This is a genomic window from Roseobacter sp. OBYS 0001, from assembly GCF_019654895.1.
GTDB lineage: Bacteria > Pseudomonadota > Alphaproteobacteria > Rhodobacterales > Rhodobacteraceae > Roseobacter > Roseobacter litoralis.
In genome coordinates, this window is the sequence record NZ_BPES01000001.1 from 741,962 (window position 1) to 766,946 (window position 24,985).

27 protein-coding genes and 2 pseudogenes are annotated in these 24,985 nt (G+C 55.2%); 20 read left to right on the plus strand and 9 right to left on the minus strand.

Features of this window, described 5'->3' with window-relative positions; translation table 11 throughout:
• The first annotated feature begins 55 nt into the window (after positions 1 to 55).
• The 6 genes and pseudogenes from K5Q35_RS03585 to K5Q35_RS03610 form a co-directional block, all read left to right on the plus strand.
• Positions 56 to 1,597, plus strand: coding sequence for a sugar ABC transporter ATP-binding protein (locus K5Q35_RS03585; RefSeq protein ID WP_259650471.1), 1,542 nt, complete (start codon positions 56 to 58; stop codon positions 1,595 to 1,597).
• Complete coding sequence (locus K5Q35_RS03590) at positions 1,594 to 2,628, plus strand: ABC transporter permease (protein ID WP_220798471.1); 1,035 nt, start codon at positions 1,594 to 1,596, stop codon at positions 2,626 to 2,628. Before K5Q35_RS03585 ends, K5Q35_RS03590 begins: the two co-directional genes overlap by 4 nt.
• Positions 2,625 to 3,671, plus strand: coding sequence for an aldo/keto reductase (locus K5Q35_RS03595; RefSeq protein WP_220798472.1), 1,047 nt, complete (start codon positions 2,625 to 2,627; stop codon positions 3,669 to 3,671). Before K5Q35_RS03590 ends, K5Q35_RS03595 begins: the two co-directional genes overlap by 4 nt.
• A gap of 9 nt (positions 3,672 to 3,680) precedes the next feature.
• On the plus strand, positions 3,681 to 5,462 hold the full coding sequence (locus tag K5Q35_RS03600; protein WP_220798473.1) for an IlvD/Edd family dehydratase: 1,782 nt from the start codon (positions 3,681 to 3,683) through the stop codon (positions 5,460 to 5,462).
• Between the two features lie 22 nt (positions 5,463 to 5,484).
• Positions 5,485 to 6,321: a fumarylacetoacetate hydrolase family protein gene (locus K5Q35_RS03605; RefSeq protein ID WP_220798474.1), complete on the plus strand. Its 837-nt coding sequence runs from the start codon at positions 5,485 to 5,487 to the stop codon at positions 6,319 to 6,321.
• A gap of 573 nt (positions 6,322 to 6,894) precedes the next feature.
• Positions 6,895 to 7,269: pseudogene (locus K5Q35_RS03610) on the plus strand (transposase); the annotation flags it as partial.
• Between the two features lie 198 nt (positions 7,270 to 7,467).
• Here the strand turns inward: K5Q35_RS03610 and K5Q35_RS03615 are convergent.
• Positions 7,468 to 8,274, minus strand: coding sequence for a LuxR C-terminal-related transcriptional regulator (locus K5Q35_RS03615; RefSeq protein ID WP_220798476.1), 807 nt, complete (start codon positions 8,272 to 8,274; stop codon positions 7,468 to 7,470).
• Positions 8,275 to 8,458: 184 nt separating this feature from the next.
• Here K5Q35_RS03615 and K5Q35_RS03620 point away from each other — a divergent pair, with 184 nt between their 5' ends.
• The 4 genes from K5Q35_RS03620 to K5Q35_RS22590 are packed head-to-tail and all read left to right on the plus strand — an operon-like array spanning position 8,459 to position 10,558.
• A complete protein-coding gene (locus K5Q35_RS03620; protein ID WP_220798477.1) occupies positions 8,459 to 8,872 on the plus strand; it encodes a nuclear transport factor 2 family protein in 414 nt (137 codons plus the stop codon).
• Positions 8,872 to 10,044 carry a CynX/NimT family MFS transporter gene (locus K5Q35_RS03625; RefSeq protein WP_220798478.1) on the plus strand — a complete coding sequence of 391 codons (1,173 nt, stop codon included), beginning with the start codon at positions 8,872 to 8,874 and terminating at the stop codon, positions 10,042 to 10,044. Before K5Q35_RS03620 ends, K5Q35_RS03625 begins: the two co-directional genes overlap by 1 nt.
• Positions 10,045 to 10,097: 53 nt before the next feature.
• The gene (locus K5Q35_RS22895) at positions 10,098 to 10,382 is read left to right on the plus strand and encodes an amino acid synthesis family protein (protein WP_374758582.1); all 285 of its coding nucleotides are present in this window, start codon (positions 10,098 to 10,100) and stop codon (positions 10,380 to 10,382) included.
• On the plus strand, positions 10,304 to 10,558 hold the full coding sequence (locus K5Q35_RS22590; RefSeq protein ID WP_374758572.1) for an amino acid synthesis family protein: 255 nt from the start codon (positions 10,304 to 10,306) through the stop codon (positions 10,556 to 10,558). The genes K5Q35_RS22895 and K5Q35_RS22590 overlap by 79 nt, the downstream gene beginning before the upstream one ends.
• Here K5Q35_RS22590 and K5Q35_RS22900 read toward each other — a convergent pair.
• Together K5Q35_RS22900 and guaA are read right to left on the minus strand one after the other, a co-directional pair.
• Positions 10,502 to 10,669 (minus strand): annotated as a pseudogene (locus tag K5Q35_RS22900) (Arm DNA-binding domain-containing protein); the annotation flags it as partial. The gene K5Q35_RS22590 and the pseudogene K5Q35_RS22900 overlap by 57 nt on opposite strands.
• A 127-nt stretch (positions 10,670 to 10,796) precedes the next feature.
• On the minus strand, positions 10,797 to 12,365 hold the full coding sequence (gene guaA, locus K5Q35_RS03640) for a glutamine-hydrolyzing GMP synthase (RefSeq protein WP_220798480.1): 1,569 nt from the start codon (positions 12,363 to 12,365) through the stop codon (positions 10,797 to 10,799).
• A 199-nt stretch (positions 12,366 to 12,564) separates the two neighbouring features.
• Here guaA and K5Q35_RS03645 point away from each other — a divergent pair, with 199 nt between their 5' ends.
• Complete coding sequence (locus K5Q35_RS03645) at positions 12,565 to 14,106, plus strand: trimethylamine methyltransferase family protein (protein ID WP_220798481.1); 1,542 nt, start codon at positions 12,565 to 12,567, stop codon at positions 14,104 to 14,106.
• A 1-nt stretch (position 14,107) separates the two neighbouring features.
• Here K5Q35_RS03645 and K5Q35_RS03650 read toward each other — a convergent pair whose 3' ends face one another.
• Entirely contained in the window at positions 14,108 to 14,398 is a 291-nt protein-coding gene (locus K5Q35_RS03650; protein WP_013961699.1) for a DUF6477 family protein, read from the minus strand.
• A 332-nt stretch (positions 14,399 to 14,730) separates the two neighbouring features.
• Here K5Q35_RS03650 and K5Q35_RS03655 point away from each other — a divergent pair, with 332 nt between their 5' ends.
• From K5Q35_RS03655 to K5Q35_RS03670, 5 genes are all read left to right on the plus strand, one after another.
• Complete coding sequence (locus K5Q35_RS03655; RefSeq protein ID WP_013961700.1) at positions 14,731 to 15,897, plus strand: DUF6456 domain-containing protein; 1,167 nt, start codon at positions 14,731 to 14,733, stop codon at positions 15,895 to 15,897.
• A 104-nt stretch (positions 15,898 to 16,001) separates the two neighbouring features.
• Positions 16,002 to 16,181 carry a hypothetical protein gene (locus K5Q35_RS22600; protein WP_259650444.1) on the plus strand — a complete coding sequence of 60 codons (180 nt, stop codon included), beginning with the start codon at positions 16,002 to 16,004 and terminating at the stop codon, positions 16,179 to 16,181.
• The gene (locus K5Q35_RS03660) at positions 16,123 to 16,695 is read left to right on the plus strand and encodes a hypothetical protein (protein ID WP_259650445.1); all 573 of its coding nucleotides are present in this window, start codon (positions 16,123 to 16,125) and stop codon (positions 16,693 to 16,695) included. The genes K5Q35_RS22600 and K5Q35_RS03660 overlap by 59 nt, the downstream gene beginning before the upstream one ends.
• Before the next feature lie 97 nt (positions 16,696 to 16,792).
• Positions 16,793 to 17,746 carry a lipoyl synthase gene (lipA, locus tag K5Q35_RS03665; protein WP_220798483.1) on the plus strand — a complete coding sequence of 318 codons (954 nt, stop codon included), beginning with the start codon at positions 16,793 to 16,795 and terminating at the stop codon, positions 17,744 to 17,746.
• 125 nt (positions 17,747 to 17,871) lie between these two features.
• Positions 17,872 to 18,063 (plus strand): hypothetical protein, encoded by a 192-nt coding sequence (locus K5Q35_RS03670; protein ID WP_013961703.1) that lies wholly within the window; start codon positions 17,872 to 17,874, stop codon positions 18,061 to 18,063.
• 62 nt (positions 18,064 to 18,125) lie between these two features.
• Here K5Q35_RS03670 and hpt read toward each other — a convergent pair whose 3' ends face one another.
• On the minus strand, positions 18,126 to 18,671 hold the full coding sequence (gene hpt, locus K5Q35_RS03675) for a hypoxanthine phosphoribosyltransferase (protein WP_013961704.1): 546 nt from the start codon (positions 18,669 to 18,671) through the stop codon (positions 18,126 to 18,128).
• Positions 18,672 to 18,739: 68 nt separating this feature from the next.
• Between hpt and K5Q35_RS03680 the strand changes: the two genes are divergently transcribed.
• Positions 18,740 to 19,189, plus strand: a complete 450-nt coding sequence (locus tag K5Q35_RS03680; protein ID WP_013961705.1) for a type II toxin-antitoxin system RatA family toxin — start codon at positions 18,740 to 18,742, stop codon at positions 19,187 to 19,189.
• 5 nt (positions 19,190 to 19,194) lie between these two features.
• Here K5Q35_RS03680 and K5Q35_RS03685 read toward each other — a convergent pair whose 3' ends face one another.
• Genes K5Q35_RS03685 through ispD form a run of 4 tightly spaced genes read right to left on the minus strand, consistent with a single transcriptional unit; the run spans position 19,195 to position 21,289 of the window.
• Entirely contained in the window at positions 19,195 to 19,662 is a 468-nt protein-coding gene (locus K5Q35_RS03685) for a CinA family protein (protein WP_220798484.1), read from the minus strand.
• A 1-nt stretch (position 19,663) separates the two neighbouring features.
• Complete coding sequence (locus tag K5Q35_RS03690; RefSeq protein ID WP_220798485.1) at positions 19,664 to 20,158, minus strand: phosphatidylglycerophosphatase A; 495 nt, start codon at positions 20,156 to 20,158, stop codon at positions 19,664 to 19,666.
• Positions 20,155 to 20,634 (minus strand): 2-C-methyl-D-erythritol 2,4-cyclodiphosphate synthase, encoded by a 480-nt coding sequence (gene ispF / locus K5Q35_RS03695; RefSeq protein ID WP_220798486.1) that lies wholly within the window; start codon positions 20,632 to 20,634, stop codon positions 20,155 to 20,157. The genes K5Q35_RS03690 and ispF overlap by 4 nt, the downstream gene beginning before the upstream one ends.
• Positions 20,624 to 21,289, minus strand: coding sequence for a 2-C-methyl-D-erythritol 4-phosphate cytidylyltransferase (gene ispD, locus K5Q35_RS03700; RefSeq protein ID WP_220798487.1), 666 nt, complete (start codon positions 21,287 to 21,289; stop codon positions 20,624 to 20,626). The genes ispF and ispD overlap by 11 nt, the downstream gene beginning before the upstream one ends.
• A gap of 177 nt (positions 21,290 to 21,466) precedes the next feature.
• Here ispD and dusB point away from each other — a divergent pair, with 177 nt between their 5' ends.
• The 3 genes from dusB to K5Q35_RS03715 are packed head-to-tail and all read left to right on the plus strand — an operon-like array spanning position 21,467 to position 24,903.
• A complete protein-coding gene (dusB, locus tag K5Q35_RS03705) occupies positions 21,467 to 22,450 on the plus strand; it encodes a tRNA dihydrouridine synthase DusB (protein ID WP_220798488.1) in 984 nt (327 codons plus the stop codon).
• Positions 22,447 to 23,526 (plus strand): nitrogen regulation protein NR(II), encoded by a 1,080-nt coding sequence (locus tag K5Q35_RS03710; RefSeq protein ID WP_220798489.1) that lies wholly within the window; start codon positions 22,447 to 22,449, stop codon positions 23,524 to 23,526. Before dusB ends, K5Q35_RS03710 begins: the two co-directional genes overlap by 4 nt.
• Positions 23,527 to 23,538: 12 nt before the next feature.
• A complete protein-coding gene (locus tag K5Q35_RS03715) occupies positions 23,539 to 24,903 on the plus strand; it encodes a response regulator (protein WP_013961712.1) in 1,365 nt (454 codons plus the stop codon).
• Positions 24,904 to 24,985: the final 82 nt, after the last annotated feature.

The following is a 24,985-nucleotide window of genomic DNA, read 5'->3' on the forward strand; positions in this document are numbered from 1 at the left end:
AATGGATGGGCGGGGTAACTTAGCGTTCCCCGCTCAGCCGGACAGCATGTCTGGTATGTTGAAGGCGACGAACATCAGCAAGGCTTTTGGGGCGACCCAAGCTCTTGACGGTGTGTCCATCACTTTGCAGCCCGGCGAAATCCACGGCCTGATCGGTGAAAATGGTGCTGGTAAATCCACCTTGGTAAAAACCCTTTGCGGTGTTCATCGCCCTGACGCAGGCAAGATCGAGGTCGGAGGTGCCTCCATTGCCGGATGGTCGCCAGAAATTGCAATCGCCTCTGGCTTGATCACTGTGCATCAGGACGTGAACTTGATTGAAACCATGTCAGTGGCCGAGAATATATTCTTAAATGCTGAGATCAAACGCGGACCTTTCCTTGACCAAAAAGCCATGGCGATAGAAGCACAGCACTTGCTGGACACACTCAAGTTAGAAATTTCGCCACAGACCGTCTTGGGATCACTGCCCACCGATCTGCGTAAAATGGTGCAATTGGCCCGTGCAATGCGCCAGAAGCCGCAGGTTTTGCTGTTGGACGAACCGACATCCTCGCTGACCGCCGTAGAAGTTGGAATTCTCATTGCGCAGGTCAAAAGCATCGCGGCGACGGGCGTTAGCGTTCTGTATATCTCACATTATCTGAACGAAGTTTTTGAGCACACCCAAAGCCTGACCATTTTGCGCGACGGAAAAATGGCGTGGCAGGGTGCAACGGCTGATATCACGCTGTCCGAGGCCATTCGTACGATGATCGGTGGCGCATTGCGGACCTCGGAAAAAGTCGATGCGGCAGGCAAGCAATTGGGTGACCCGGTTTTGGAAGTGCGGAAGCTGTCGTTAGGACACCGACTGACCGACATCAGTTTTGATATTCGCCCGGGTGAAGTTCTAGGCATCGGGGGATTGATTGGCGCTGGCCTTGGCGATCTGGCTCGCACAATCTTTGCCGACCCTGAATACCGGGCGACCTCTGGTGACATTCTGATGGACGGGGAGGCTGTCCAGTGGGACAGCCCAGCGGATGCAATGGATGCAGGTGTCGGGCTTGTCACCAACGATCGCCATAGAACCGGTGCCATCGTTGACTTCTCTATTGCTGATAACATCGGTCTGCCGTCACTTAATCGGTTCTCCAATCGGCTTGGTATTATCAAATCGAGCGCGCTGAAATCCGAAGTTGAAACTCAGATGAGGCAACTATCCGTCAAGGCCACAGGACCCTTGGCAGCTCTTTCAACGTTGTCGGGCGGGAACCAACAAAAGGTCATGTTGGCGAAGTGGTTTATGACAAACCCGCGTGTTCTGATCTTGGACGAGCCAACAATAGGCGTCGATATTGGTGCAAAACAATCCATTAAAGAGCTCATTGTGGAAAAGGCGGCTGAAGGATGCGCTGTAATTATTTTAACCAGCGAAATGGAAGAGTTGGCTGAGATCGCAGACCGAGCGCTGGTTCTGTTTCGTGGCCGTATTGTCGCGCGTCTCGATAAACCGGGGTTTTCGCAGGAGGACCTGACCAATGCTGCAAATGCATCATTTGAACCAAACTCGCTCACTTTAGAAGCTGAGAATTCAGTGGAGACTACATCATGAATTCCCTCATCACTTTTGGTCGTCGTAACCTGAACATTATTCAATTGGTGTTGGTTGTGATCGTGCTTTCGGCAACCATCTACTCTATGAATCCGCGGTTTCTATCTGCGGTAAACTTGTCCAACCTTTTGGGTCAGATGGTGACGTTGCTGATCGTTGCACTTGGGATGACCATCGTGATTATCAACGGCGAGTTTGATATTTCCGTAGGCTCGCTTGTGGGCTTGACGGGTGCCGTCATGGGGTGGTTCATGGTTGTGATGCCGGCCGCATATGCGATGCCGTTTTGGGCTGCAAATCCAGTTCTTTTGATGGTGCTGGGGATTGCGGTGGCCCTTTTAGTTGGGCCGGCTTTGGCGGTCCTAAGTGGACTATTGGTAACACAATTCCTTATCCCTAGCTTCATTGTCACGCTGGGAATGTTGATGATCGCACGGTCCCTGACACTCGTTGTAACAGGGGGCCAGCCGATTGCCGGTATCCCCGACAGCTTAAAAGCGTTCGGTGTTTCACGCCCAATCGAGATCCCATTGCCATTCTCTGAGATAGGATTGCGGTTGCCGTCGATATTCTTGGTTGCTGTGTTGGTCTATGTCGTTGGCTGGTTTGTGATGAACCGCATGGCATTTGGTCGCAAAGTCTACTCCGTCGGCGCTAACCCTACGGTTGCGCGTTTGGCCGGTATCAATACCACAAAAGTGAAACTGAAGTGCTTCGCGATTGTTGGCCTTTGCGCCTCCATCGCGGGCGTGTTGAACGTAATGCGCATCGGTGCCGTGTCGCCCAACTCCGGACAAGGCCTCGAATTTGAAGTGATTGCTGCGGTTGTCATTGGTGGCACGTCATTAACGGGCGGTCGCGGCACAGTGCTTGGTACTGTTCTGGGCGTGATAATCATTGTGTTGATCCGCAATTTTCTCAACCTCGCGCGGATTGATATCTTTTGGCAGGATTTCGCTACCGGTGCTATTATTATGACGGCGGTCATTCTCAATGCTCTGCAACGTCGAATTTCCGGGGCGCCGGCATGACCAAGCGAAGTGCATCAAAGCGCAGGTTGGGACGCACCGACCTGCACCTCTCGGCGCTTGGTCTTGGAACCGCAGGGTTGGGAAACCTATTCGAACATGTCGATGACTCCGTCGCCCAAGAGACTCTGAAAACGGCATGGGAGGCGGGATGTCGGTACTTTGACACATCCCCATTCTATGGGCATGGCCAAGCCGAAGTACGCACAGGTCGCGGCCTTTACCTACAAGATAGAAATGACTTTGTTCTGTCGACAAAAGTGGGGCGGTTGTTTCGCAGGCCAGCGGATCCGACAAACTTTGTCGCGGACCAATGGATCGGTCCTTTGCCTTTCGAAATCACATTCGACTATTCATATGATGGCATTATGCGGTCCGTCGAAGACAGCTATCTCAGACTTGGGATGAACCGCATCGATGTCCTGCTGATCCATGATTTGGACAGTTGGTTCCACCCGGATATTGCAACACTTGAGCATCATCGTAAGTCATTGTCTCAAAGCGGCTGGAGGGCACTCGAAGAGTTGAAGTCTTCCGGCGTGATTGGGGCCATTGGGGCAGGGCTAAATGACCGCGAAACCTTTGGGTGGTACTTGGATCATGTGCCTGTCGATTGTTTCTTGCTTGCGTTGCGATACACGCTCCTAGAACACGATGTCCTTCTTGACGAATTTGCGCGTTGTGAACGTGACGGCATTGGTATCATCGTGGGGGGTGCTTTCAATTCTGGCATCCTCGCGACGGGTGCAGTGCCAGATGCCAAATACAATTACGGGCCTGCACCCGATGATATTTTGGCCAAAGTCCGAAAGATTGACGCCATCTGTAAGCGACACGACACACCTTTAGCGGCTGCGGCACTTCAGTTTGCTGCTGCCCATCCTCTGGTCGCAAGTGTGGTGGTTGGTGCCCTAAATCCCACGCACATAGAGGGTAACATCGCCTCCTTTGACAAACACATTCCGGCTGACCTGTGGGACGAACTCAAGGCAACTAACCTGCTGCCAGAGTACGCGCCGATCCCTGCTCGAAACCAAAAAGCTTAAGGAAATAAGATGAAACTTCGTTCGCAACACTGGTTCGATAACCCACAAAATCCGGGCATGACTGCGATGTATCTTGAGCGGTATCTGAACTACGGTCTGACCCGCGAAGAACTGCAATCTGGCAAGCCGATCATCGGGATTGCGCAAACTGGAAATGATCTTACGCCGTGCAATCGGCATCATGTTGAGTTGGCCAAACGCGTGCGTGATGGCATTACCGCATCCGGTGGCATTTGCTTTGAATTTCCAGTGCATCCCATTCAAGAGACGGGCAAACGCCCGACAGCGGGCCTTGATCGTAACCTCGCTTATCTTGGGCTGGTTGAGACGTTGTATGGATATCCGCTGGACGGTGTTGTCCTGACCATTGGATGTGACAAGACGACTCCCGCTTTGCTGATGGCCGCCGCAACAGTGAATATCCCCGCACTCGCATTGTCTGTTGGTCCGATGCTGAATGGCTGGGAAGGTGAAAAACGCATGGGGTCGGGCACGGTCATATGGGACGCGCGTAAAGACCTCGCCGTGGGTGAAATTGACAATGAAACCTTCATGCAAAAAGTATCGGATGCGGCCCCATCTGTCGGATATTGCAATTCGATGGGTACGGCGAGCACGATGAACTGCCTAGCCGAAGCTTTAGGTATGCAACTGCCCGGTTCGGGCGCCATTCCCGCCCCTTACCGCGAACGCGGCCAGATGGCGTACCGCACTGGCAAGCGCATCGTCGACATGGTTCACGAAGATTTGAAACCATCTGACATTATGACACGTGGAGCGTTTGAAAACGCCATCGTTGTGAATTCTGCCATCGGAGGATCAACCAACGCGCCGATCCATTTGAACGCTGTGGCATCCCATATGGGTGTGGAACTGGACAACGATGACTGGGAACGGTTGGGACATACGGTTCCCTTGATCGTAGACATGCAACCGTCCGGAAAATACCTAGCCGAAGATTTTCATAGGGCGGGGGGTATCGCGGCTGTTATTTGTACATTGCTCGAGAATAACGTCCTGCCGGCCCCTGATGCACTTTGTGCTAATGGACGTACAATGGAAGATGTGTATGTGGACGTTCCGATCACTAATACGGATGTCATTCGCCCGTTCGGAACCCCGCTGAAACCGAAAGCAGGTTTTTTGAATCTCACGGGTAATCTTTGGGACAGTGCCATTATGAAAACATCAGTCATCTCAGACGGGTTTCGCGCGCGTTATTTGTCGACGGAAGGTGACCCAGAGGCATTTGAAGGGCGTGCAATCGTTTTTGACGGACCCGAGCATTATCACGACACGCTTGATGATCCCGCCCTCGGGATTGACGAGACCTGCATCCTTGTAATGCGCGGTGCAGGACCAATCGGCTACCCTGGTGGCGCTGAAGTTGTGAATATGCAGCCGCCCGCTGCTTTGATTGCTCGCGGAATTACGGAGTTACCATGTATTGGAGATGGGCGTCAGTCAGGAACGTCCGGTTCGCCATCGATCTTGAATGTAGCCCCCGAAGCCGCAGCCATGGGCGGTCTGGCAATTCTGAAAACCAACGATATTTTGCGTGTCGATCTGGCTCAGCGCAGAGTCGACGTTCTTTTGGACGATACCGAACTCGATCGGCGCCGTGCTGATCTGGTTGCTGCAGGTAATTTTGCCTATCCCGCAGATCAAACCCCGTGGCAGCAAATTCAACGCAACCTGATCAACCAATTCGATAAGGGAGCGGTTCTGTCAAACGCGCCGGACTTCCAACGTATTGCTCAGACCAAAGATATTCCCCGCGATAATCACTAGTATTCACAAAGGAAACAATCCCATGAAATTCCTACGATACGGCAATGTTGGCGAGGAAAAGCCTGCGCTTATCGATCCTGATGGTGGCATCAGATGTCTTGAGCAACACTGCGATGATCTCTGTGGTGTGACCCTGACCACACTCCAAGACCTCGCAGAGATTGATTGGAGAGGCCTTCCTCTTGTCGCATCAGACGTCAGATTGGGTGCTTGTGTGGCTGATGTCGGTAAATTCATCTGCATCGGTCTGAATTATGCCGACCATGCCGCAGAAAGTGGTATGGATATTCCGACTGAACCGGTGATGTTCATGAAGGCCACCAGTGCCATCTGCGGCCCAAACGACGGCATTGTGATCCCACGAGGGTCGGAAAAAACGGATTGGGAAGTTGAGCTTGGCGTCGTCATAGGCAAGCCAGCAAAACATGTATCCAAAACCAATGCGCTTGATCATGTCGCGGGCTATTGCGTGATCAACGATCTTTCGGAACGCGCCTATCAGCTTGAGCGGCAGGGCCAGTGGACCAAGGGGAAGTCCTGCGATTACTTCGGTCCGATCGGCCCATACCTTGTTACACCTGATGAGATTCCCGATCCGCAAGCGCTGTCGATGTGGTTGAAGGTGAACGGAGAGCGGGTGCAAAACGGTTCTACGTCGACGATGGTGTATGGGGTGGCCCACCTCGTCAGTTACATTAGCCAGTTTATGACATTGCAACCAGGTGACGTTATTTCAACCGGAACACCACCCGGTGTGGGCATGGGGTTCACGCCGCCGCGTTATCTTAAGGCGGGAGACGAGGTTTGTCTTGGGATCGATGGGCTGGGCCAGCAATTGCAGCTCTGCAAAGACGAATAGCGGGTCTACTGTCTGGCTTGTTCCGCAACGATTGAACCAGAGTATGTGTTGGATCAAACTTGGCCGACAGAAAGCAATAGAGCTTCGATCATGCGCCACACCGCGCCCGACGCGGGCGTTGGCACTCTTGGTGCGTTTGATACATAAGGCCTAGAAAGAGTCCAAGGGCCAGGTTTTGCGGACCGGCCATTTGTGTCTGTTGGTATCTATTCTGGCACGTCATGGGAATCCTCAACAACGAATTTTTGATCCGGCGGCAGCTGTGGAACCGCTAAGCCTTTTTGGCAGGCCCGCTAACCGGCAAAAGAGCGTTGTTGCGCGTGCAATCCAAAGTGAAGGTCCACAAAAAGCATAATGGGCAATAGTAGCCCTTGCCCGTCGGTGTTGGGGGACGTTTTGGGACAGGAGACTGATGCGGCAATCAGGGAAAGCTGATGGGGTGGATGTCTCCTGCTCCAACCGGCGTCACAATGCGCCATATTGCGGTTGTCACAAACCACTTTAGAGGAGCCACCCAATTCAAGTTACCACAATCGGCCTTGATCTTTGACCGGCAGTCGAAACGCAGTTTCGATGAGAGGGATGGCCAAGTATGTTTTTCAAGTTCATGGTGTCAATGCTCAGGAGAAGATCGTTCTGAGGAAGACATTGCGGCGGGATGGCGTTGCACAATTCTTCGCTGAACTTGAACTATGTATCGTCGGAATGGAGGCGTGCTGCGGGTCACATTACTGGGCACGTGTTCTGACGGATTTGGCTCACGAAGTGCGTCTAATCTCACAACAGTTTGTGAAACCTTATGTGAAATCGAACAAGAACGATCGCAACGATGCAGAGGCCATCTTTAAGGCTGTCGGTCGCCCCTCGATGCGCTTTGTGCCACCAAAGTCCCCTGAACAGTTGGAAATACAGTCAGTCCATCGCATCCGGCAGCGCGTCGTCGCAAGTTGAACACGGCTGGTGAACCAGATTCGCCGTTTGCTCGGAGAGGATACACCAAATTTGCGGTAGATCGTGGCCAAATGTGTGCGAACCGTTGATGGTGCGAGACACAGGCGATCTGCTGATAGCTTTCACCTTGTGCATAGTCCGCCGCAATTTGGTTTTCGCGGGCGGTGAGTATGTTTGTCTCATCGGAATTCTCGGTCACGAATGCGCCGCCTGTATCGCACGGATCATGCGCGCGTTCTCTAATGCGATCACGCTTTGGGCCGCAAACATCTGTGCTAGCCGAGTGGTTTCTTCGGAAAAAGGTCGGACCGTCTGGCGATAGATCGTGAATGCGCCAACCAAACTGTCACCGGCAAGCATAGGGATGGCAACAAAGGACCGCGCCCCGCCAAGATCGGCAGTGGCATAGCGCAAAGGATCATCGGTCTTGTAAATCGCCTCTGATTTGACGTCGATGATATTGATGGTCTCACGCTGACTATTCATACGGCCAAGACCCGTTTCGGGGCTGACAGTGAAGACACCTTGCGCGTCCAGCCAGGTCCGAAACGGTTTCGGAATGCCCACTGTGTGATTGGCAAGAAACCTGCCGTCTTGCTGATACTCGAACAGGATGCCAAATTCCGCGTCACAAAGCTCTAGTGCGTAGGTCAGGATCAGCGGCATCACTGCGTCCAGATCACCTTGGGACGCACTAATAATCCGCAACACTTCGCTGAGGGCCTTTTCGCGACTGATGGCTTCTTCCAGGCTCAGGGCCAATTCGGACACCACGGCGGCCATTTCGGATTGGCTGCGGGGCTCAGGGGCGTCGCCATTCAGATAGGTTGCCAGTTCCAGCTTCGAGGAGACTTCAAGTTTGCGGTAGATCGTCGCAAGATGCGTCCGCACCGTGGACGGCGCAATGCAAAGCGCGTCGGCGATTGTCTGATAGGTCTCTCCACCCGCATAGGATTGCGCGATCTGCAACTCCCTTTGGCTGAGACCTGATTGTCCAGACACCCATAATACTCCGAAAAATGACCTTGTACTAAGTTTGGTAAGAACGCGTTCAACAAGCAATCCTGCAAATGCTGTAGTTTGAATACTGCACGTCCAATGCTGATTTTACAGCATTTGCACGATACCCGAATTGATCAGCGCCGATCTAAGCTGCTGCCATGGGATCAACATGGAGAACAGCACAATGACACAATACGAAACCGCCAAAGCCTTTTTCGAAGCCTGCGAAACCGGCAAAGGGTGGGAAGGCTGCAAGCCTTTCTGCTACGAAGGGGCCCGTTTTTCCTGTCAGGCGGATGCGCTGGCAGAAATGACAACCCTTGCTGAATACGCTGAGTGGATGAGGGGGCTTCTGACTCCTGTACCGGATGGCCGTTACAAGCTGACGGCTTTTGCGGCGGATGAAGCGCGCGGCACCGTTGTTGCCGCCGCCGAATTCCACGGTACGCAAACCGGGGAAGGTGGACCGGTTGCGCCTACGGGCAAAGCTGTTGTTTCAGATTACGCCTATGTGATGCAGTTCGACGGCGACAAAATCAGCCATATGACCAAAATCTGGAACGACGTGCACGCGCTGCGTGGGCTTGGCTGGGCGTGATGCGTTGGCGCATTCTGGGGTTGCTGTTTTTTGCGCGTGTCGGACTCGGATTTCAGTTTCAAACCGTAGCGTCCGTTGGCGACGATCTCGTCGTCGCCTTCGGACTCAGCTATGCAGATATCGGCTTCCTGATCGGGCTGTTCATGGCACCCGGATTGTTTTTGGCTATACCTGCCGGGTATTGGGGGCGTTACGTGTCAGATCGCATCATGGTGGTGTTTGGTTTGAGCGCACTGGCTGCGGGTGGGGCCGCGTCGTCCTTTGCGACGGATAGCTGGGCCATTGCGATGGGCCGCGTTTTTGCCGGGGTGGGGTTTCTTTTTACGACGCTCTATTTTACCAAAATGATCGCGGATTGGTTTGAGGGCCGCGAGATTGCCACGGCCATGAGCATCCTTGTGATGAGCTGGCCTTTCGGGATCGCTATGGGACAAGTTGGCCACGCCTGGTTATCCCAGACATACGGCTGGCAAGAGCCGTTTCAGGCCGCTTCCATCTATTGCTTGATCGCGGCGCTAGGGGTCTATTTGCTTTACCGTCCGCCGCATGACTTGCCTGATGCGACGGGCGGAACACGGATTTCGCTGATACGGCAGGAATGGCGTTTGATCTTGTGTGCGGCAGCGGCCTGGGGCGTCTTTAACGCCGCCTACGTCACCTATCTTGCCTTTGCGCCAAAGGTTCTTGAAAGCCACGGCCAAGCCGCCATTGCTGCCGCCGGCATCATAAGTGTGGGCAGTTGGATCATGATCTTTTCCGGTGCGGCCTGCGGACAGATCGTGGATCGAATTGGTGGACAAAACATAGTCTTGGCTGTCTGCATGGGCGGTGCCATGACAGCGCTCTTGTTACTTGGCCTGCCTGGCGCTGGCGTTGGCGCAAGTATTCTGTTTGGACTGATTGGCATGGCGCCTGCCGGGGTTATCATGGCAATGGCGGGGCAAGCCATGCGGCCTCAGGTCAGGGCCTTTGGCATGGGGATTTTTTTTACGGTATACTATGCGATCATGTGGATCACGCCGCCGGTCGCAGGTGCGATCCTTGACGCGACTGGCAATCCGCAAGGTCCATTGTTTCTTGCAATGACCCTCTTTGCTGCGGTGGTGCCGCTTGGCATTGCGTTCCAGTTTTTCAAAGGCGCGCTTGTGATGGATCAGGAAAGGAAAGTGTGACGATAAACATTCGGAAAACGATTTTCATCAAGGAGATTATCACCGCAGATGAAATGGGTCAGCCGTGCGACCAGATCACACGCGTTTCCGCGATGGCGGTTGTCAGAAACCCATTTGCTGGAGTTCATCAAGAAGATCTATCGCCCCTTTTCGACGTTGGCGCGCGGCTTGGAGGGTCGCTGACAAAGGAGCTTTGGGCATGTTGGGAGCACCCGCTGTCTGCTGCGGCAAAGCCGCTCTTGTCGGATCTTCGGAAGCGATGGAACACGGGGCTGCCTTGTTGCACCCCGCACTCAGCAAACCGGTGCGGACAGCTATCGGTGGCGGTAAATCCCTGATGCCGTCCAGCTACAAGATTGGGGCGTTGGGCGGGTCAATTGTTCTGCCTTTGGGTCACAAGGACGAAGCATGGTCATTTGACCATATAGATACTATGACGCTCTGGGTGCCTGACGCACCGCGCAATAAGACGCTTCGCATCGATCAACGCCTCTCGAGCGCGGGCCAGAGATGAGCCCGCTGAGCCATATCGACCAAGGGTGAGCGTCTCACGACGATCATTCAAACGATAGTCGAAACGGAACACGATTGTGCCCAAAGGTCGAACCGTGACGTACATACCGTCAGGTTTCCCGTCGTAACACTCGATAGCTCACCGATCGATGGTAAAGAACATCTCGTATTTTATTACTTTTTATCAGAAACTTAGATCTCTCTTTGGAGAGAAATCGGATGCGCTAGCGCAGGCAAAATTATTCCCATTCGATCGTGCCGGGTGGTTTTGAGGTGATGTCGTAGGTCACGCGGTTGATGCCGGGTACCTCATTGATGATCCGGGTTGCGGTTTCTCCCAGAAAGTCATGGGAAAAGGGGTAGTAATCCGCGGTCATGCCATCAACCGACGTAACAGCCCGAAGCGCACAGGCAAAATCATAAGTGCGCCCGTCGCCCATGACACCCACGGTGCGCACGGGCAGGATCGCCACAAACGCCTGCCAGATTTCATCGTACAGACCATGTTTGCGGATTTGATCGATGTAGACCGCATCGGCTTCGCGCAGGATATCGAGCTTTTCGCGGGTGATCTCACCGGGGCAGCGAATGGCAAGGCCCGGTCCGGGGAAGGGATGGCGGCCAATAAAACTGGCGGGCAAGCCCAACTCGTGACCCAAAGCGCGGACCTCGTCTTTGAAGAGTTCGCGCAGCGGTTCCACCAGTTGCATGTTCATCCGCTCGGGCAACCCGCCGACGTTGTGGTGCGATTTGATCGTGACTGAGGGGCCACCCGAAAAGCTGACCGATTCGATCACGTCGGGATATAGCGTGCCTTGGGCCAGAAAATCAGCGCCGCCAATCTCCTTGGCGTATTTCTCAAAGACCTCGATAAACAGCCCGCCGATGATCTTGCGCTTGGTTTCTGGGTCGCTGACGCCGTCAAGCTTGCCCAGAAACAAATCCGATTCATCCGCGTGGATCAGGGGCAGGTTATAGTGCTCTCGAAACATGCCAACGACTTGTGCCGATTCGTCTTTGCGCATCAGCCCGTGATCCACATAGACACAAGTCAGCTGGTCGCCGATGGCTTCGTGGATCAAAACGGCAGCGACGGAACTGTCGACGCCCCCTGAAAGCGCACAGATCACGCGCCCGCTGCCCACCTGTTCGCGAATCTTTGCGATGGCTTCTTCGCGGTAGGCCCCCATGGTCCAATCGCCTTTGAACCCGGCCAGCCGGACGAAATTCTCATATAATTTGGCGCCATTGGGCGTGTGATGGACTTCGGGGTGGAACTGCACCGCGTAAAAATGGCGTGTTGTATCAGCAGTGATTGCAAAAGGCGCGTTGGGCGAGGTGCCAAAAACGTCAAACCCGGGCGCGATCTGGCTGACGTGATCGCCATGGCTCATCCAGACCTGTTCACGGTCCTGATCGGTTTCGAACCAGCCTTGCAGAATGTCCAGTCTGCGCGCAGTCGGGGTGACATATGCGCGTCCAAACTCTGCGGTGCCGTGTCCGCGTTCGACCTTGCCGCCGAGGCAATGCATCATCACCTGCTGACCATAGCAAATACCCAGGATCGGCACGCCAAGTTCAAATACAGTGGCCGGGGGCATCGGTGCCCCTTGCGCAAAAACGGAAGAAGGTCCTCCGGATAAAATCACGGCCTTGGGTTTGAAGGTGTCGAGAAAAGAATCGTCGACCAGATTAAAGGGATGAATTTCGCAGTAAACATTCAGTTCGCGCAGGCGACGTGCAATCAGCTGCGTCACTTGGCTGCCAAAATCAATAATGAGGAGGCGGTCATGGTCAGATGTGCTCATGTGGGCTGATTATGCCGCCTGAGAAGGCGTGGCAAGCCTGAGAATTAGAGTGCTTGGACAGGCGCGCATGTTTTTCGCTGAAATACGGTGCCGTTATATTTGCGCATGTCGCTTTTTTCCCTGCAAAGCCGTTCTGAGCGGGCGCGTCGAATGGCAGATGGGGTAGGTGCAGTGCAACAGCGAGCGTGAGGGTGTGAACATGTCGGTAGCAGAACGTAGAAGAGGCCGCGGCGGTGGTGGTGCTGCGCGCCGGGCTGCGCGAACCGCAGTGTCATTCGAGACAGCGCGTTATATCGAACGCAACATCCCGAACTTCGAAGTGCTGAGCGAAGAAGCGCTGGAGATTATCGAGACCAACGCGGAAACGGTGCTTGAGGAAATCGGCGTCAATTTCGTTGAAAACCCTGCGGCTTTGCAGCGCTGGCGCGATGCCGGTGCCGATGTGGACGGCGAACGCGTGCGAATCCCGCGTGGGCTGGCGCGCAAGCTTTGTGAAACTGCCCCGTCAAGTTACACCCAGCATGCCCGCAATCCGGAGCGTTCGGTCGTGGTCGGTGGTAAGAACCTCGTGCTGGCGCCGGTCTATGGCCCGCCCTTCGTGCGCGATATGGCTGGCGGACGTCGCTATGCCACAATGGAGGACTTTCGCAAATTCGTGAAGCTTGGCTATATGTCCAAATGGCTGCATCATTCGGGTGGTACTGTGTGCGAGCCCACGGATGTCCCGGTGAACAAGCGCCATCTTGATATGCTGCACGCGCATATGACGCTCAGCGACAAGCCGTTCATGGGCTCTGTCACGGAACCGAGCCGCGCGCAGGACAGTGTGGATATGTGCGGTGTGCTGTTTGGCCAAGACTTCGTGCAGGAAAACACGGTGATGACGTCGCTCATCAACATCAATTCACCGATGACTTTTGATGATGTGATGATGGGCGCGTTGGAGGTTTACGCACGTAACAATCAGGCCTGCATCATCTCGCCCTTTATCGTGGGTGGCGCGATGGCACCTGTCTCTGTGGCAGGCACGCTGACACAGGTTCTGGCCGAGGTTCTGGCAGGCATCGCCTATAGCCAGTTGATCCGCCCCGGAGCGCCGGTCATCATGGGCGCGTTTGTGACCTCGATTGATATGAACTCAGGGGCACCGACATTCGGGACACCAGAGGCTGCGCATATCACCTATGGTGCGGGTCAGCTGGCGCGCAGGCTGGGTCTGCCGTTCCGGTCCGCGGGTTCATTCTGCGGATCCAAATTACCGGATGCGCAGGCCGCATATGAGACGTCAAACAGCCTCAACATGGGGCTGTTGTCAGGGGTCAACTTTATGCTGCACGCCTGTGGCTGGCTCGAAGGCGGGTTGGTTTCATCCTTCGAAAAGTTTGTGATGGACGCGGACCAACTCGGCACCTTGCACCATCTGGCGCGCGGCGTGGAAATTGACGAGAATGCGCAGGCGATGGACGCCATTCGCGAGGTTGGGCCGGGCGGGCATTACCTTGGTTGCGATCACACCCAAAGCAATTTCAAGTCAGCGTTCTGGAAGTCCGACCTGCTGGATTACAAACCCTTTGAGACGTGGGAAGACGAGGGCGCGCGGGATACGCAAACGCTCGCCAGCCTGCGTGTTGAGAAAATGCTGGCGGATTATCAGCAACCTGCATTGGACCCGGCGATTGCCGAAGCCTTGTCTGATTTCGTCGCGCGCAAGAAGTCGGAAGAACCCGACAGCTTTATGTAGATCACGCCGTTTGTGCGGCGCGCAAGACGCGTGCCTCACTGACCATTGCGATCAGCACATCCACATGTTTGACGAGGCTATAGCTGCTGTTGCCGCTCACGCGCTGCGTGTTCAGCTCGTTTTCTATTTCCATCAGTTTCAGCAAGGCGGATCCATGTCGCGGCAGGACACCGTAGCCAAGCAGGCGCGGTAAGTGCGTGCTGCGGCGATAGTCTTCGGCACCAATTCGGGCAGCACGCATCAAAAGTGCAGGGCGGCGCAGGGCGTGCAACATGGAGAGAATGTCTTGCATGGGTCGTGTCCTTTTCTTGATCGACACCAGATGAGCTGATGTTCGAGCTAAGTTTATGACACACTTTATACGGGTGTTGCGCAGGCCGCCGGACGGTCGCGCGGGGTGGTTTATACCTTGTTTACCCTTTTTATGGGTAGGCCGGGTTTTCAGAATAAGGCAGGACTGTTGCGCAAATCGGTATTATACCGGGCGGTCGTTTAAATACTGTTTATGTAAAAGATACAATACTTTGCATATCTACCCGTGTTAACGAACAGGTAACCAGTTTCACCTCTAGGTTGCATTAATGAATAGAAATGCAACCATAAAAAACGACTGGTGACTGCCCAATGAAAGACCTTGAGACGCTCACATATACCCACCCAATTGATAGCCTGCAGCTGCCCGACTGGGTGCCCTCTGCCGCGCAGATGTATCTTGCGCATACAGAGGCCGGATTGCCAATCCGTGCATTGGCACGGGCCGCAGGTTGCCATGCGTCGACCATCCTGCGCCAGATCAGACGCATCGAGACGCGGCGCGACGACCCGCTGGTAGATGCCGCGCTGCGCAACCTTGGGCATGTGCATTTCAAACCCTGCCTGACACCCGCCACACCAGAACAAGAGGACTCAACCGCCATGACCTTTCAATCAAAAATCCGCCGACCTGACCAGCCCGCCGGAGCGGCCGAGGATGAAAACTTTGAGGCTGAAGCTGTGCGCGTTCTGCGTCGCTTGTGTGAAACAGGCGCTGTTCTGGCTGTTGCGACAGAGATGGAAAAGGCTGTCATTGTGCGCGACGGCGTTGCCGGTGCGGCGACACGCACAGGAGTGGTCAACCGAAGCTTTGCCGAAGCGCTTGCGCTTAAGGATTGGATTTCGCCCAAGCAAAACGGAAAAATCACGCGTTATACAATTACGCCTGCAGGTCGCTCGGCACTTGAGGGTATGATGGATCATGTGAGGGCAGACGACGCGCCCGGGTTTGCAGAGAGCCAGACTGCTTTTGTCGGATCGACATCCACATGGGGAGCGTCGGAGGACATTGAAACTGAACGCCCGCGGCGCATGCGCTATAATCTTGCGGAAAGCCCTTTGACGGCGCTGGCGCGGCGCAAGGACAAAAACGGCGAGCAATTCCTGACAGATAATCTTGTTTCCGCAGGTGAGCAACTGCGCGAAGACTTTGAACTGGCTCAGATGGGCCCGCGCGTTACGCAAAACTGGGACAGCTTTCTGACAGCTGGCGATCATGGCAGCTATGTACCTGACAGTGGCGTGAATGACGGGCCGTCCAATGCCCGCAAGCGTGTGGCGGATGCATTGTCAGAACTGGGTCCGGGGCTGTCTGATGTTGTGCTGCGGTGTTGTTGTTATCTTGAAGGTCTCGAAACCGCAGAGAAAAAGCTCGGCTGGTCCGCGCGGTCGGGCAAGATCGTGTTGCGGATCGCTCTGATGCGCTTGAAACGCCATTATGATGAGACTGTGGGCCCGGGTGGTCCGCTGATCGGATAACCCCGTGTTTCCGCGGTGGTCGAGCGCGCGATTACGTCACTTTTGCACTGGCAGCTTTCAGACCTGCGGCGCTGCGCAACCTAAGCCTAGTTAAGGAAACGATCATGATTTTTGTGCACATTGCGGTTGAGATCGAGGATAAAACCGTGCATCTCGGTCGAGGAACGGGCGATTTCTGGGTGGGCCATGCAGATTGGAAAAACACGGCGGGCGATAAGCGCTGCCATGCGTCTATCGTACGTGGTGATTTGGGGGCTGCTCGCATCTGGCACAGCACGGGCTGACGTGCCGCTCGAGGGAACGTGGTCATTAGGCTATCAGACCGGCATCATGACCAATCAGCGTGCGCATGATGCGATCAACCCATCGAAAGTCGAATTTGTTGACAACTACCTGCTCGGGTTGCTCGCCGGATATGACGTGCCGATTGGCGACAGCCGCTTTTCATTCGGGATCGAACTTCAGGCAAATATGCACTTTGGCGATCAGGGTTTTTACGAAATAGTCGTGCCTGTTGTGTTGCGGTACTATCCCGAAGAAAGCTGGTGGGATGCCTTTGACAGTTTTTCCTTTGGCCTCGGCGGATCACATTATTCCGAAATTTCAAACGTCGAACGTGAAAAATACGGCGAGTCGCGCCGTGATCTTGTGTACTGGTTTCTCGAAGCGGAATTTGCCACCAGAAACGCAGATGAAACGATCTTTGCGCGTATTCACCATCGCTCAAACGCCTTTGACACGTTGGAACCGAACGGCGGTTCAAACGCCTTTGTGGTAGGTTTCAGACGCGCGTTCTGACAATATCGCCTGAGGAATAGCGGCCATGCGTCGCGGGACCTTTCGCTAAGCGGTTGTTGTGATACATAGGGAATGGATAATTAGTCTGGAAAAGCAGATGCGTGACATTAAAATTCCCGAGCAGCGCCATCCGGAAAAACAGCGCCGCGCCGATAGCCCACAGCCCAAAAAGCCGCATTGGATTCGTGTGAAAGCACCCGGTGGCAAGGGCTATGCGGAAACTGCGAAAATCATGCGGGAAAACCGGCTGGTCACGGTGTGCGAAGAGGCAGGCTGTCCGAATGTGGGCGAATGCTGGAGCCAGGGCCACGCGACAATGATGATCATGGGCGAAGTCTGTACCCGAGCCTGTACGTTTTGTAACATCGCAACCGGAAAACCGCCCGAGGATCTTGACGCGTTCGAACCGGGCCGTGTGGCACATGCGGTTGAAAAACTGGGCCTCAATCATGTGGTCATCACATCGGTTGATCGAGATGACGTAGAAGATGGCGGTGCGGACCATTTTGCCCAGACGATTCGGGCCATACGCCACCGCAGCCCCGCCACCACCATAGAAATTCTGACGCCTGATTTCATCAAATGCGCGCCCGACGCGCTCGAAACGGTTGTTGAAGCGCGGCCCGATGTTTTTAACCACAACCTTGAAACCGTGCCAGGTCTCTATCCAGAAGTGCGACCGGGCGCGCGGTATTTTCATTCGCTGCGCTTGCTGCAACGGGTGAAAGAGCTTGATCCGCGCATGTTCACGAAATCCGGGATCATGGTGGGTCTGGGAGAAGACCGCCAATCCGTGATGCAGGTCATGGACGATATGCGCGCTGCAGACATCGATTTTTTGACCATCGGTCAATATCTTCAGCCCACGCCGAAACACCACCGTGTTGATCGTTTCGTGACGCCTGATGAATTTGCAGCCTATGAAAAGGCCGCGTTTGGCAAAGGATTCCTGATGGTGTCCGCAACGCCGCTGACGCGATCATCCTATCATGCAGGAGATGATTTTGCACGACTGCGTGCTGCGCGCGAGGCGCGTCTGAGTACTGCATGAAAACCGTGCCAAAATGGCCATTGGTAGATAAAAACGGGTTTGGGTACTTTACACAACCTAAACGATAGTCGAGGGTGATACAAAATTTCACCCGTTGTACTAACTACATCGTTGGACACTGCCATATGTCGAATAATCATTGGGCCGTATTCGCCTTGCGCGATATCCAAACCGCTTTGGACTGCGACAAATACGACGTCGCATCCTGTCATATTGATGATGCCATTGCGGCCATTCTTGCACAGGACGAGCAGGATGCGACGGGTCATCATGGTGACGACACTGATGTGGGAATGGGCGCGAGCTTTGGTTCGTAAATACACCCGGTAAAGTCGGTGTCTTGGTTTAAAGCCAGCTACCGCGCATCGGGACAACTTCGCTAGTCAGGTTCGGTAAACCGGACTTTTCCGATGTAGGGTAGGTTTCGGTTGCGCTGCGCGAAATCAATGCCGTAGCCGACCACAAATTCGTCCGGAATTTCAAAACCTGTCCAGTCTGCTTTGAAATCGACTTCGCGCCGGCTCGGTTTGTCGAGCAATGCAATGGATTTCAATCGGGCGGGCAGGCGGCTTTTCAACAACCCGGTCACATGGTTCAGCGTATGGCCTGTGTCGACGATGTCTTCGACAACCAGCACGTCGCGGCCTTCGATTGCGCCGCGTAAGTCTTTGAGAATGCGCACTTCCCGACTGCTTTCCATGCCGTCGCCGTAACTGGACGCCTCAAGAAAATCGACCTCAATGGGCAGATCAAGCTCACGTACCAAATCTGCGATAAATACGAAGCTGCCACGCAACAAGCCGACCACCACAAGCTTATTCGTTTGGGAAAACTCGCTGTGAATTTCCTTGCAGAGTTCCTCTATGCGCGCCGCGATTGATTTGGCCGAGATCATCTCGTCTATGACATAAGGACGCGTTACCATGTGTTTTACCTTGAATTAATCGGGTGAACATAGGACATGAGGGCTAACTGGACGAGCCTGACAAATCAATGCCAACGCACTCTGAAAACCGCACTCTGCCGTATAGTGCGCAACAAATGTATGATCTGGTTGCAGATGTGACCGAGTACCCGAAGTTTTTGCCGTGGTGCTCGGCGGCGCGTGTCAAATCCACAGTGCCACAGGGCGATTCCATTGTAATGGAGGCTGATTTAGTGATCAGCTTCAAAGTCTTTCGGGAACGCTTTACAAGCCGCGTTGTGTTGATGCCTGATGACAAGCAAATTGATACGGAATACCTTGATGGGCCTTTTCGGTACATGAAATCGAACTGGGCATTCAAAGACGTCGAGGGCGGATGCGAGGTGTCGTTTTTCGTAGATTTTGCGTTTCGCAACATGATTTTACAGCAGCTGATTGGCGTCGTTTTTAACGAAGCGATGCAACGTATCGTACGCGCCTTCGAGATGCGGGCGCAGACCTTGTACGGCAACGCCTGAACCTGTCAACGCAGAGCGGTCAAGATCATTCTGAGTGCATGATCGCGGGCGGCGGCGCGCACCTGATCGCGACCCAACGCGCCAAACTCTATCGTTTCCACACGCAAATCCTTGTCGATGGCACAGGCGAAACAGACGCGGCCCTCGGGCTTGTGTTGCGATCCTCCCGGTCCTGCAATGCCTGTGACAGAGATCGCAAGACGCGCCGCTGAATGGCGCAACGCGCCCAGCGCCATCTCTTTCGCCACCGGTTCAGAGACTGCGCCATATCGTTTCAATGTTTCAGACTGAACGTCCAGCATGTCGGTTTTGGCGGCATTGGAATAGGTGACAAATCCGCGATCCACCACCTGCGAGGATCCGACGATGTCAGTCAATGCAGCAGCCACCATGCCGCCCGTGCAGCTTTCGGCAGTGACGATCATCACGTTTTTGGACTTCGCAGCTTCCAGAACGTCAATGGCGAGCGTCATCTCACATAAGCCCGTGATAGAGTCCGGCAAGCAGCAGCACGCCAAGCGCGGCAAAGATGCCCGCGATCACATCATCCAGCATGACACCGAGTGCATCACCGCGCCGATCTGCCCATCCGACCGGACCGGGTTTCCAGATATCAAACAGCCGGAACAACGCGAAGGCTGCGATCCAGCCGGGCCACATCACGAGAATATTCATCCCCATCGACCACGCGGCATAAGAAAGGGGGAGCAGCGCAATCCATTGCCCGACCAATTCATCCACCACGATCTCCGACGGATCATGGTCGTCGCTGCCTCTGGTCATGACAGCCGTGGCCCACCATCCCTTGGCAAAAGCCGCAACCACGCCGAGGCACAACAAGGGAAACCCACCAATGACATGCAACAGCCACGCCCAAGGCAGCGCAACTAGTGAGCCCCATGTGCCGGGGGCAGGGCGGACATAACCAACCCCGAGCACGGTCGCGATCATCTTTGCAAGCTGGCTCATGAGCGCACCAAGGCGGCGGTGGCGATGCAGGCGATCCCTTCGCCGCGGCCTGTAAAGCCAAGACTTTCTGACGTGGTCGCCTTGACGGATATACATGACAGCGCCATGCCCATAATGTTGGCCATTTTCTCACGCATGGCCTGTGCATGTGGTCCGATCTTTGGGAATTCGCAGATCAAAGTACAATCTATGTTGTTGATTTCAAAACCTTGCTCACTGGCCAGAGCCACCGCATGCTTTAAAAAGATATCGGACGCGGCCCCTTTCCACTGTGGATCACTCGGTGGGAAGTGCCGACCGATATCGCCAGCGGCCAACGCGCCATAAATCGCGTCCGTCACTGTGTGCATCGCTACATCAGCGTCGGAATGCCCCACCAGGCCCTGCCCATGGGGAATGTCCACACCACAAAGCGTCACATGATCGCCGGGCCCGAAAGCATGCACGTCAAAACCATTGCCAAGTCTAATGTCCATCGCGAGCCCTCAGGATTGCCTCGGCCCGGGCAAAGTCCTCGGGCAGCGTTATTTTCAGATTATCCTCATCTCCCGGCACGATGACAACGTCAAACCCGGCACGACGCGCAACTTCCACGTCATCCGCAGCCCCCTCGGGAAATTCTTGGTGCGCGCGTAAAATCGGTTCCAGATGAAAGCCCTGCGGTGTCTGTGCGCGGTAGAGACCCGTGCGATCCGCCGTGCCTGAAACCCGTCCGTTTTCGCCGGTCCAAAGCGCATCCACCACAGCAACCGCGGGGGCGGCCGCCTCTGCGGTCTCAAGCGCGCCGATCACGTCATCGATCACGCGGCCCGTCACGCAAGGACGGGCGGCATCGTGGATCAATGCTGCATCCGCTTTGCCAGTCAGCATCTGCAAACCTGCAAGCACGGAGGCACTGCGCGAGGGGCCGCCATTGGCGATGACGAGGCCGGGCTCGCGTGGCCACAGGTCGGTTTTGATGTCATCGGGATGCAGCACCAGCACGACATCGTGAATGTTCGGATGTTGTGTGAAAGCGCGAATGGCCTGTTGGGCGACGGTCCCGTCTTTCAAAGGACGCCATTGCTTGGGAATGTCACCCCCCGCTCGTATTCCGCGCCCTGCCGCGACAATGACTGCACCAACCTTCATGGCATGACCGCCTCACTCATTACATGTGTTTATGGCTTTGCGCCGTGCGACGCAATCGTTCAGAAAGCTGCCTTAAATTTAGGCAAATAGCCGAACCACACCCCTCGAAGGCCTTTGGATTATTGAGAGAAAAGCGCTAAACTGTTAATAATCAGGCATTGCTCAAGGATTAAGCAGATGAATTCCGGCTCTTTCACCATCGATTTGATGCCCCCGGTGCTTTTGGCGCCGATGGCTGGAATCACGGATCGGCCTTTTCGTGATCTTGTTGCGTCCTTCGGGGCGGGCCTTGTCGTTTCTGAGATGGTGGCGAGCGCGGATATTCTGAATGCGCGTCCGGGCAGCCAGGAAAAGGCCGAACTCGGATTGTCTGCAGAGGGTACTGCCGTTCAACTCGCAGGCCGCGAGCCGGGGTTGATGGCCGAAGCCGCCCGTATGGTCGAAGGGCAGGGCGCGCGTATCATCGACATAAACATGGGCTGCCCGGCCAAAAAGGTCACACAGGGCTATTCCGGGTCAGCGCTGATGCGCACTCCGGATCATGCAATGAACCTGATTGAGGCGGTGGTGAAGGCGGTCAAAATCCCGGTTACACTCAAAACCCGGTTGGGATGGGATGATGCGATGCTCAATGCGCCTCAGATCGCGCGCCGGGCGGAAGAGGCGGGCATCCGGATGCTGACTATTCATGGCCGTACCCGGTGCCAGTTTTACAAGGGGCACGCGGATTGGGCCGCCATCGCGGGTGTGAAGTCAGTGGTATCGATTCCCGTTATCGCGAATGGCGATATTTTATGCAGCGTATCCGCGAAACAGGCGTTGCGCCTGTCGGGCGCTGACGGCGTCATGATCGGGCGCGGGGCGCGCGGCAAGCCTTGGCTGCTCTCGCAGATCGCACATGACCTTTACGGTGCACCAGCGCCTGCAATCCCCGTCGGAGAGGCTTTTTCAGACATGGTGCGGACCCATTATGCGGCCATCATCCGCTTTTACGGGCATGATCTGGGCGTAAAGGTCGCGCGCAAACATCTGGGGTGGTACATGGACACCTGTTCTGCGCCCAAGGACCTGCGCAAGGCGGTTTTAACCGCTCAGGATGCGGCAACGACGGACGGACTTTTACGCGAGGCCTGCGCTTGGCAGGCACCGGTGGCCGCATGATGCGCGACAATGCATTATGGGCAAGCCTGCCCGTTCCGACCCTGATCGTGGGGCCTGACAACGGCATTGTGGACATGAACTCTGCCGCCGAAGGGTTCCTGAATGTCTCGGCAAAATCCTTGCGTGATATGCCGGTTTGGGACCAGATCGCGGTGAACGACCCGCTCGAATCCGCGTTTGAGCGGGCCCGCGAAACCAACACGCCCTTATTCGTGAACGACGTGGATGTGGGGGGCGGATCGCGCGCACCAATGCAGTCTGACTTGCAGGTAGCGCCCCTATTGGGGCACCCCGGCCACATGATCCTGATGATTTCCCCGCGCGAACTGGCCGGGCGGATGACGCAGAACTATTCCGTTAAATCAGCTGCGAAATCCGCCATCGGCATGGCGGAAATGCTGGCGCATGAAATCAAAAACCCGCTCGCAGGTATCACCGGCGCGGCGCAGTTACTAAGCATGAATTTAAGCTCGGAAGATCTTGAACTAACTGACTTAATCGTCGAAGAAAGCCGCCGTATCGTCAAGCTGCTTAGTCAGGTCGAGCAATTTGGAAACTTGTCTGCGCCAGATTTCAAACCCGTGAATATCCACGATGTACTGGATCGTGCACGCCGGTCCGCATTGCTGGGATTTGGCGCGCATATGAATATCATCGAAGATTATGACCCCTCCCTGCCACTGGCCTACGGTGATCCGGATCAACTCCTGCAAGTGGTTCTGAATCTGCTCAAGAATGCGTCAGAAGCAGCGGGCAGTACACCGGGCAAAATCAGGCTGCACAGTTATTTTGAACACTCTTTCCGGCTCAGGCGCTCTGACGGGTCTGGTCAATCGCTGCCACTACAGATTGAGGTGATTGACGACGGTCCGGGGCTGCCTGAAATGATAAAGGGCGATATCTTTGACCCCTTCGTGTCGGGCAGGGAGAACGGCACGGGCCTTGGTCTCGCGCTGGTCAGCAAAATCATCTCTGACCACCATGGCTGGATTTCCGTCACATCGGTACCCGGTCGCACTGTATTTCGCATCTCTTTGGCGCGCGCCCCAAAAGATGCCGTTACCCACGACTCATAGGAGGCTCAGGCCATGGACGGTACAATACTGGTAGCAGATGACGATCGGACAATTCGCACCGTCCTCACACAGGCGCTGACGCGGGCGGGTTGCAAGGTGCATGCGACCTCCAGCCTGACCACGTTGCTGCGATGGGTGGGCGAGGGCAAAGGCGATGTCGTGATATCGGATGTGATGATGCCCGATGGAAACGGTCTTGAGATGCTGCCGAAGATTGCGCAGGATCGGCCCGGCTTGCCGGTGATCGTGATCTCGGCACAGAACACGATCATGACCGCCATTCAGGCCGCAGAGGCCGAGGCCTACGATTACCTGCCCAAGCCATTTGATTTACCGGACCTGATGAAGCGCACGGCGCGCGCGCTTGAGCTTCAGCAGCAGAACCGGCGTGCACCTGTGGCCAGTGATGATCGCCCGGATGATCTGCCCCTTGTGGGTCGTACCGCTGTGATGCAATCGCTTTACCGGGTCGTGGCACGGGTGATGAATGCGGACCTTCCGGTTTTGATCTGGGGGGAATCAGGCACCGGCAAGTCGTTGATATCCCGCGCCATTCATGATTTTTCAGACAGGCGCAGTTTGCCCTTCGTTGCAGCAACTGCGGCGGACTTTCAGGAGCTTGAAGGTCCAGCGCGTCTTTTGGCGCGTGTCAAAGGGGGCACGCTGCTGGTTGAGGAAATCGCCGACCTGCCCGAAGAATTGCAAGCGCGGCTGGTTCGCATGATGGATTCGCCGGGCGAATACAGTCCGCGCTTTCTGGCGACAAGCCAGACAGACCTCGCCGGTGCCATGGAGGCAGGCAATGTGCGCAAGGATCTTTATTACCGCCTCAGCGGTGCAACCCTTACCGTGCCATCCCTGCGCGAGCGGGTTGATGACATTCCGCTGCTGGCGGAGCATTTTCTGACGCGTGCCGAGGCATCGGGCGCAGCACCGCGCACTCTTTCGGATGCCGCCGCCGAGATATTTCGCAACTACAGTTGGCCCGGCAACGTGCGGCAGTTGGAAAACGCGATACGGCGGCTTGGCCTGACCAGCCGGGCCGCAGAAATCACCGGTTCCGAGGTTGAGCAGGTGCTGGGTGCGCAGCCTGATCTGGAGCCTATGCGCGCGGCGGGCAATACCGAAAAACTGGGCGCATCCGTTGAACGCCACCTGCGGCGGTATTTTGATTTGCATGGCAACATGTTGCCGCCGACGGGCCTATATGCGCGAATCCTGCGCGAAGTCGAAGCGCCTCTGATCGAAATTGCACTGGAAGCAACAGGTGGAAATCAGGCCAAATGCGCTGATTTACTTGGAATAAATCGCAATACGCTCAGAAAAAAGATCACCGACTTGGATATAGAGGTGACACGGCGTCGCAAATTGATGTAAAACTGCCACACAAACGTGGCCATCAGGGGACACCTCCTGTTGAGAATCACAAAATAGAGCGGTTCGCGCCAATGGCGCTACA

Coding starts and splice junctions, on each gene's coding strand:
- K5Q35_RS03585 (WP_259650471.1), top strand. CDS start 56: ATGTTGAAGGCGACGAACATCAGCAAGGCTTTTGGGGCGACCCAAGCT.
- K5Q35_RS03590 (WP_220798471.1), top strand. CDS start 1,594: ATGAATTCCCTCATCACTTTTGGTCGTCGTAACCTGAACATTATTCAA.
- K5Q35_RS03595 (WP_220798472.1), top strand. CDS start 2,625: ATGACCAAGCGAAGTGCATCAAAGCGCAGGTTGGGACGCACCGACCTG.
- K5Q35_RS03600 (WP_220798473.1), top strand. CDS start 3,681: ATGAAACTTCGTTCGCAACACTGGTTCGATAACCCACAAAATCCGGGC.
- K5Q35_RS03605 (WP_220798474.1), top strand. CDS start 5,485: ATGAAATTCCTACGATACGGCAATGTTGGCGAGGAAAAGCCTGCGCTT.
- K5Q35_RS03620 (WP_220798477.1), top strand. CDS start 8,459: ATGACACAATACGAAACCGCCAAAGCCTTTTTCGAAGCCTGCGAAACC.
- K5Q35_RS03625 (WP_220798478.1), top strand. CDS start 8,872: ATGCGTTGGCGCATTCTGGGGTTGCTGTTTTTTGCGCGTGTCGGACTC.
- K5Q35_RS22895 (WP_374758582.1), top strand. CDS start 10,098: ATGGGTCAGCCGTGCGACCAGATCACACGCGTTTCCGCGATGGCGGTT.
- K5Q35_RS22590 (WP_374758572.1), top strand. CDS start 10,304: ATGGAACACGGGGCTGCCTTGTTGCACCCCGCACTCAGCAAACCGGTG.
- guaA (WP_220798480.1), bottom strand. CDS start 12,365: ATGAGCACATCTGACCATGACCGCCTCCTCATTATTGATTTTGGCAGC.
- K5Q35_RS03645 (WP_220798481.1), top strand. CDS start 12,565: ATGTCGGTAGCAGAACGTAGAAGAGGCCGCGGCGGTGGTGGTGCTGCG.
- K5Q35_RS03650 (WP_013961699.1), bottom strand. CDS start 14,398: ATGCAAGACATTCTCTCCATGTTGCACGCCCTGCGCCGCCCTGCACTT.
- K5Q35_RS03655 (WP_013961700.1), top strand. CDS start 14,731: ATGAAAGACCTTGAGACGCTCACATATACCCACCCAATTGATAGCCTG.
- K5Q35_RS22600 (WP_259650444.1), top strand. CDS start 16,002: ATGATTTTTGTGCACATTGCGGTTGAGATCGAGGATAAAACCGTGCAT.
- K5Q35_RS03660 (WP_259650445.1), top strand. CDS start 16,123: ATGCGTCTATCGTACGTGGTGATTTGGGGGCTGCTCGCATCTGGCACA.
- lipA (WP_220798483.1), top strand. CDS start 16,793: ATGCGTGACATTAAAATTCCCGAGCAGCGCCATCCGGAAAAACAGCGC.
- K5Q35_RS03670 (WP_013961703.1), top strand. CDS start 17,872: ATGTCGAATAATCATTGGGCCGTATTCGCCTTGCGCGATATCCAAACC.
- hpt (WP_013961704.1), bottom strand. CDS start 18,671: ATGGTAACGCGTCCTTATGTCATAGACGAGATGATCTCGGCCAAATCA.
- K5Q35_RS03680 (WP_013961705.1), top strand. CDS start 18,740: ATGCCAACGCACTCTGAAAACCGCACTCTGCCGTATAGTGCGCAACAA.
- K5Q35_RS03685 (WP_220798484.1), bottom strand. CDS start 19,662: ATGACGCTCGCCATTGACGTTCTGGAAGCTGCGAAGTCCAAAAACGTG.
- K5Q35_RS03690 (WP_220798485.1), bottom strand. CDS start 20,158: ATGAGCCAGCTTGCAAAGATGATCGCGACCGTGCTCGGGGTTGGTTAT.
- ispF (WP_220798486.1), bottom strand. CDS start 20,634: ATGGACATTAGACTTGGCAATGGTTTTGACGTGCATGCTTTCGGGCCC.
- ispD (WP_220798487.1), bottom strand. CDS start 21,289: ATGAAGGTTGGTGCAGTCATTGTCGCGGCAGGGCGCGGAATACGAGCG.
- dusB (WP_220798488.1), top strand. CDS start 21,467: ATGAATTCCGGCTCTTTCACCATCGATTTGATGCCCCCGGTGCTTTTG.
- K5Q35_RS03710 (WP_220798489.1), top strand. CDS start 22,447: ATGATGCGCGACAATGCATTATGGGCAAGCCTGCCCGTTCCGACCCTG.
- K5Q35_RS03715 (WP_013961712.1), top strand. CDS start 23,539: ATGGACGGTACAATACTGGTAGCAGATGACGATCGGACAATTCGCACC.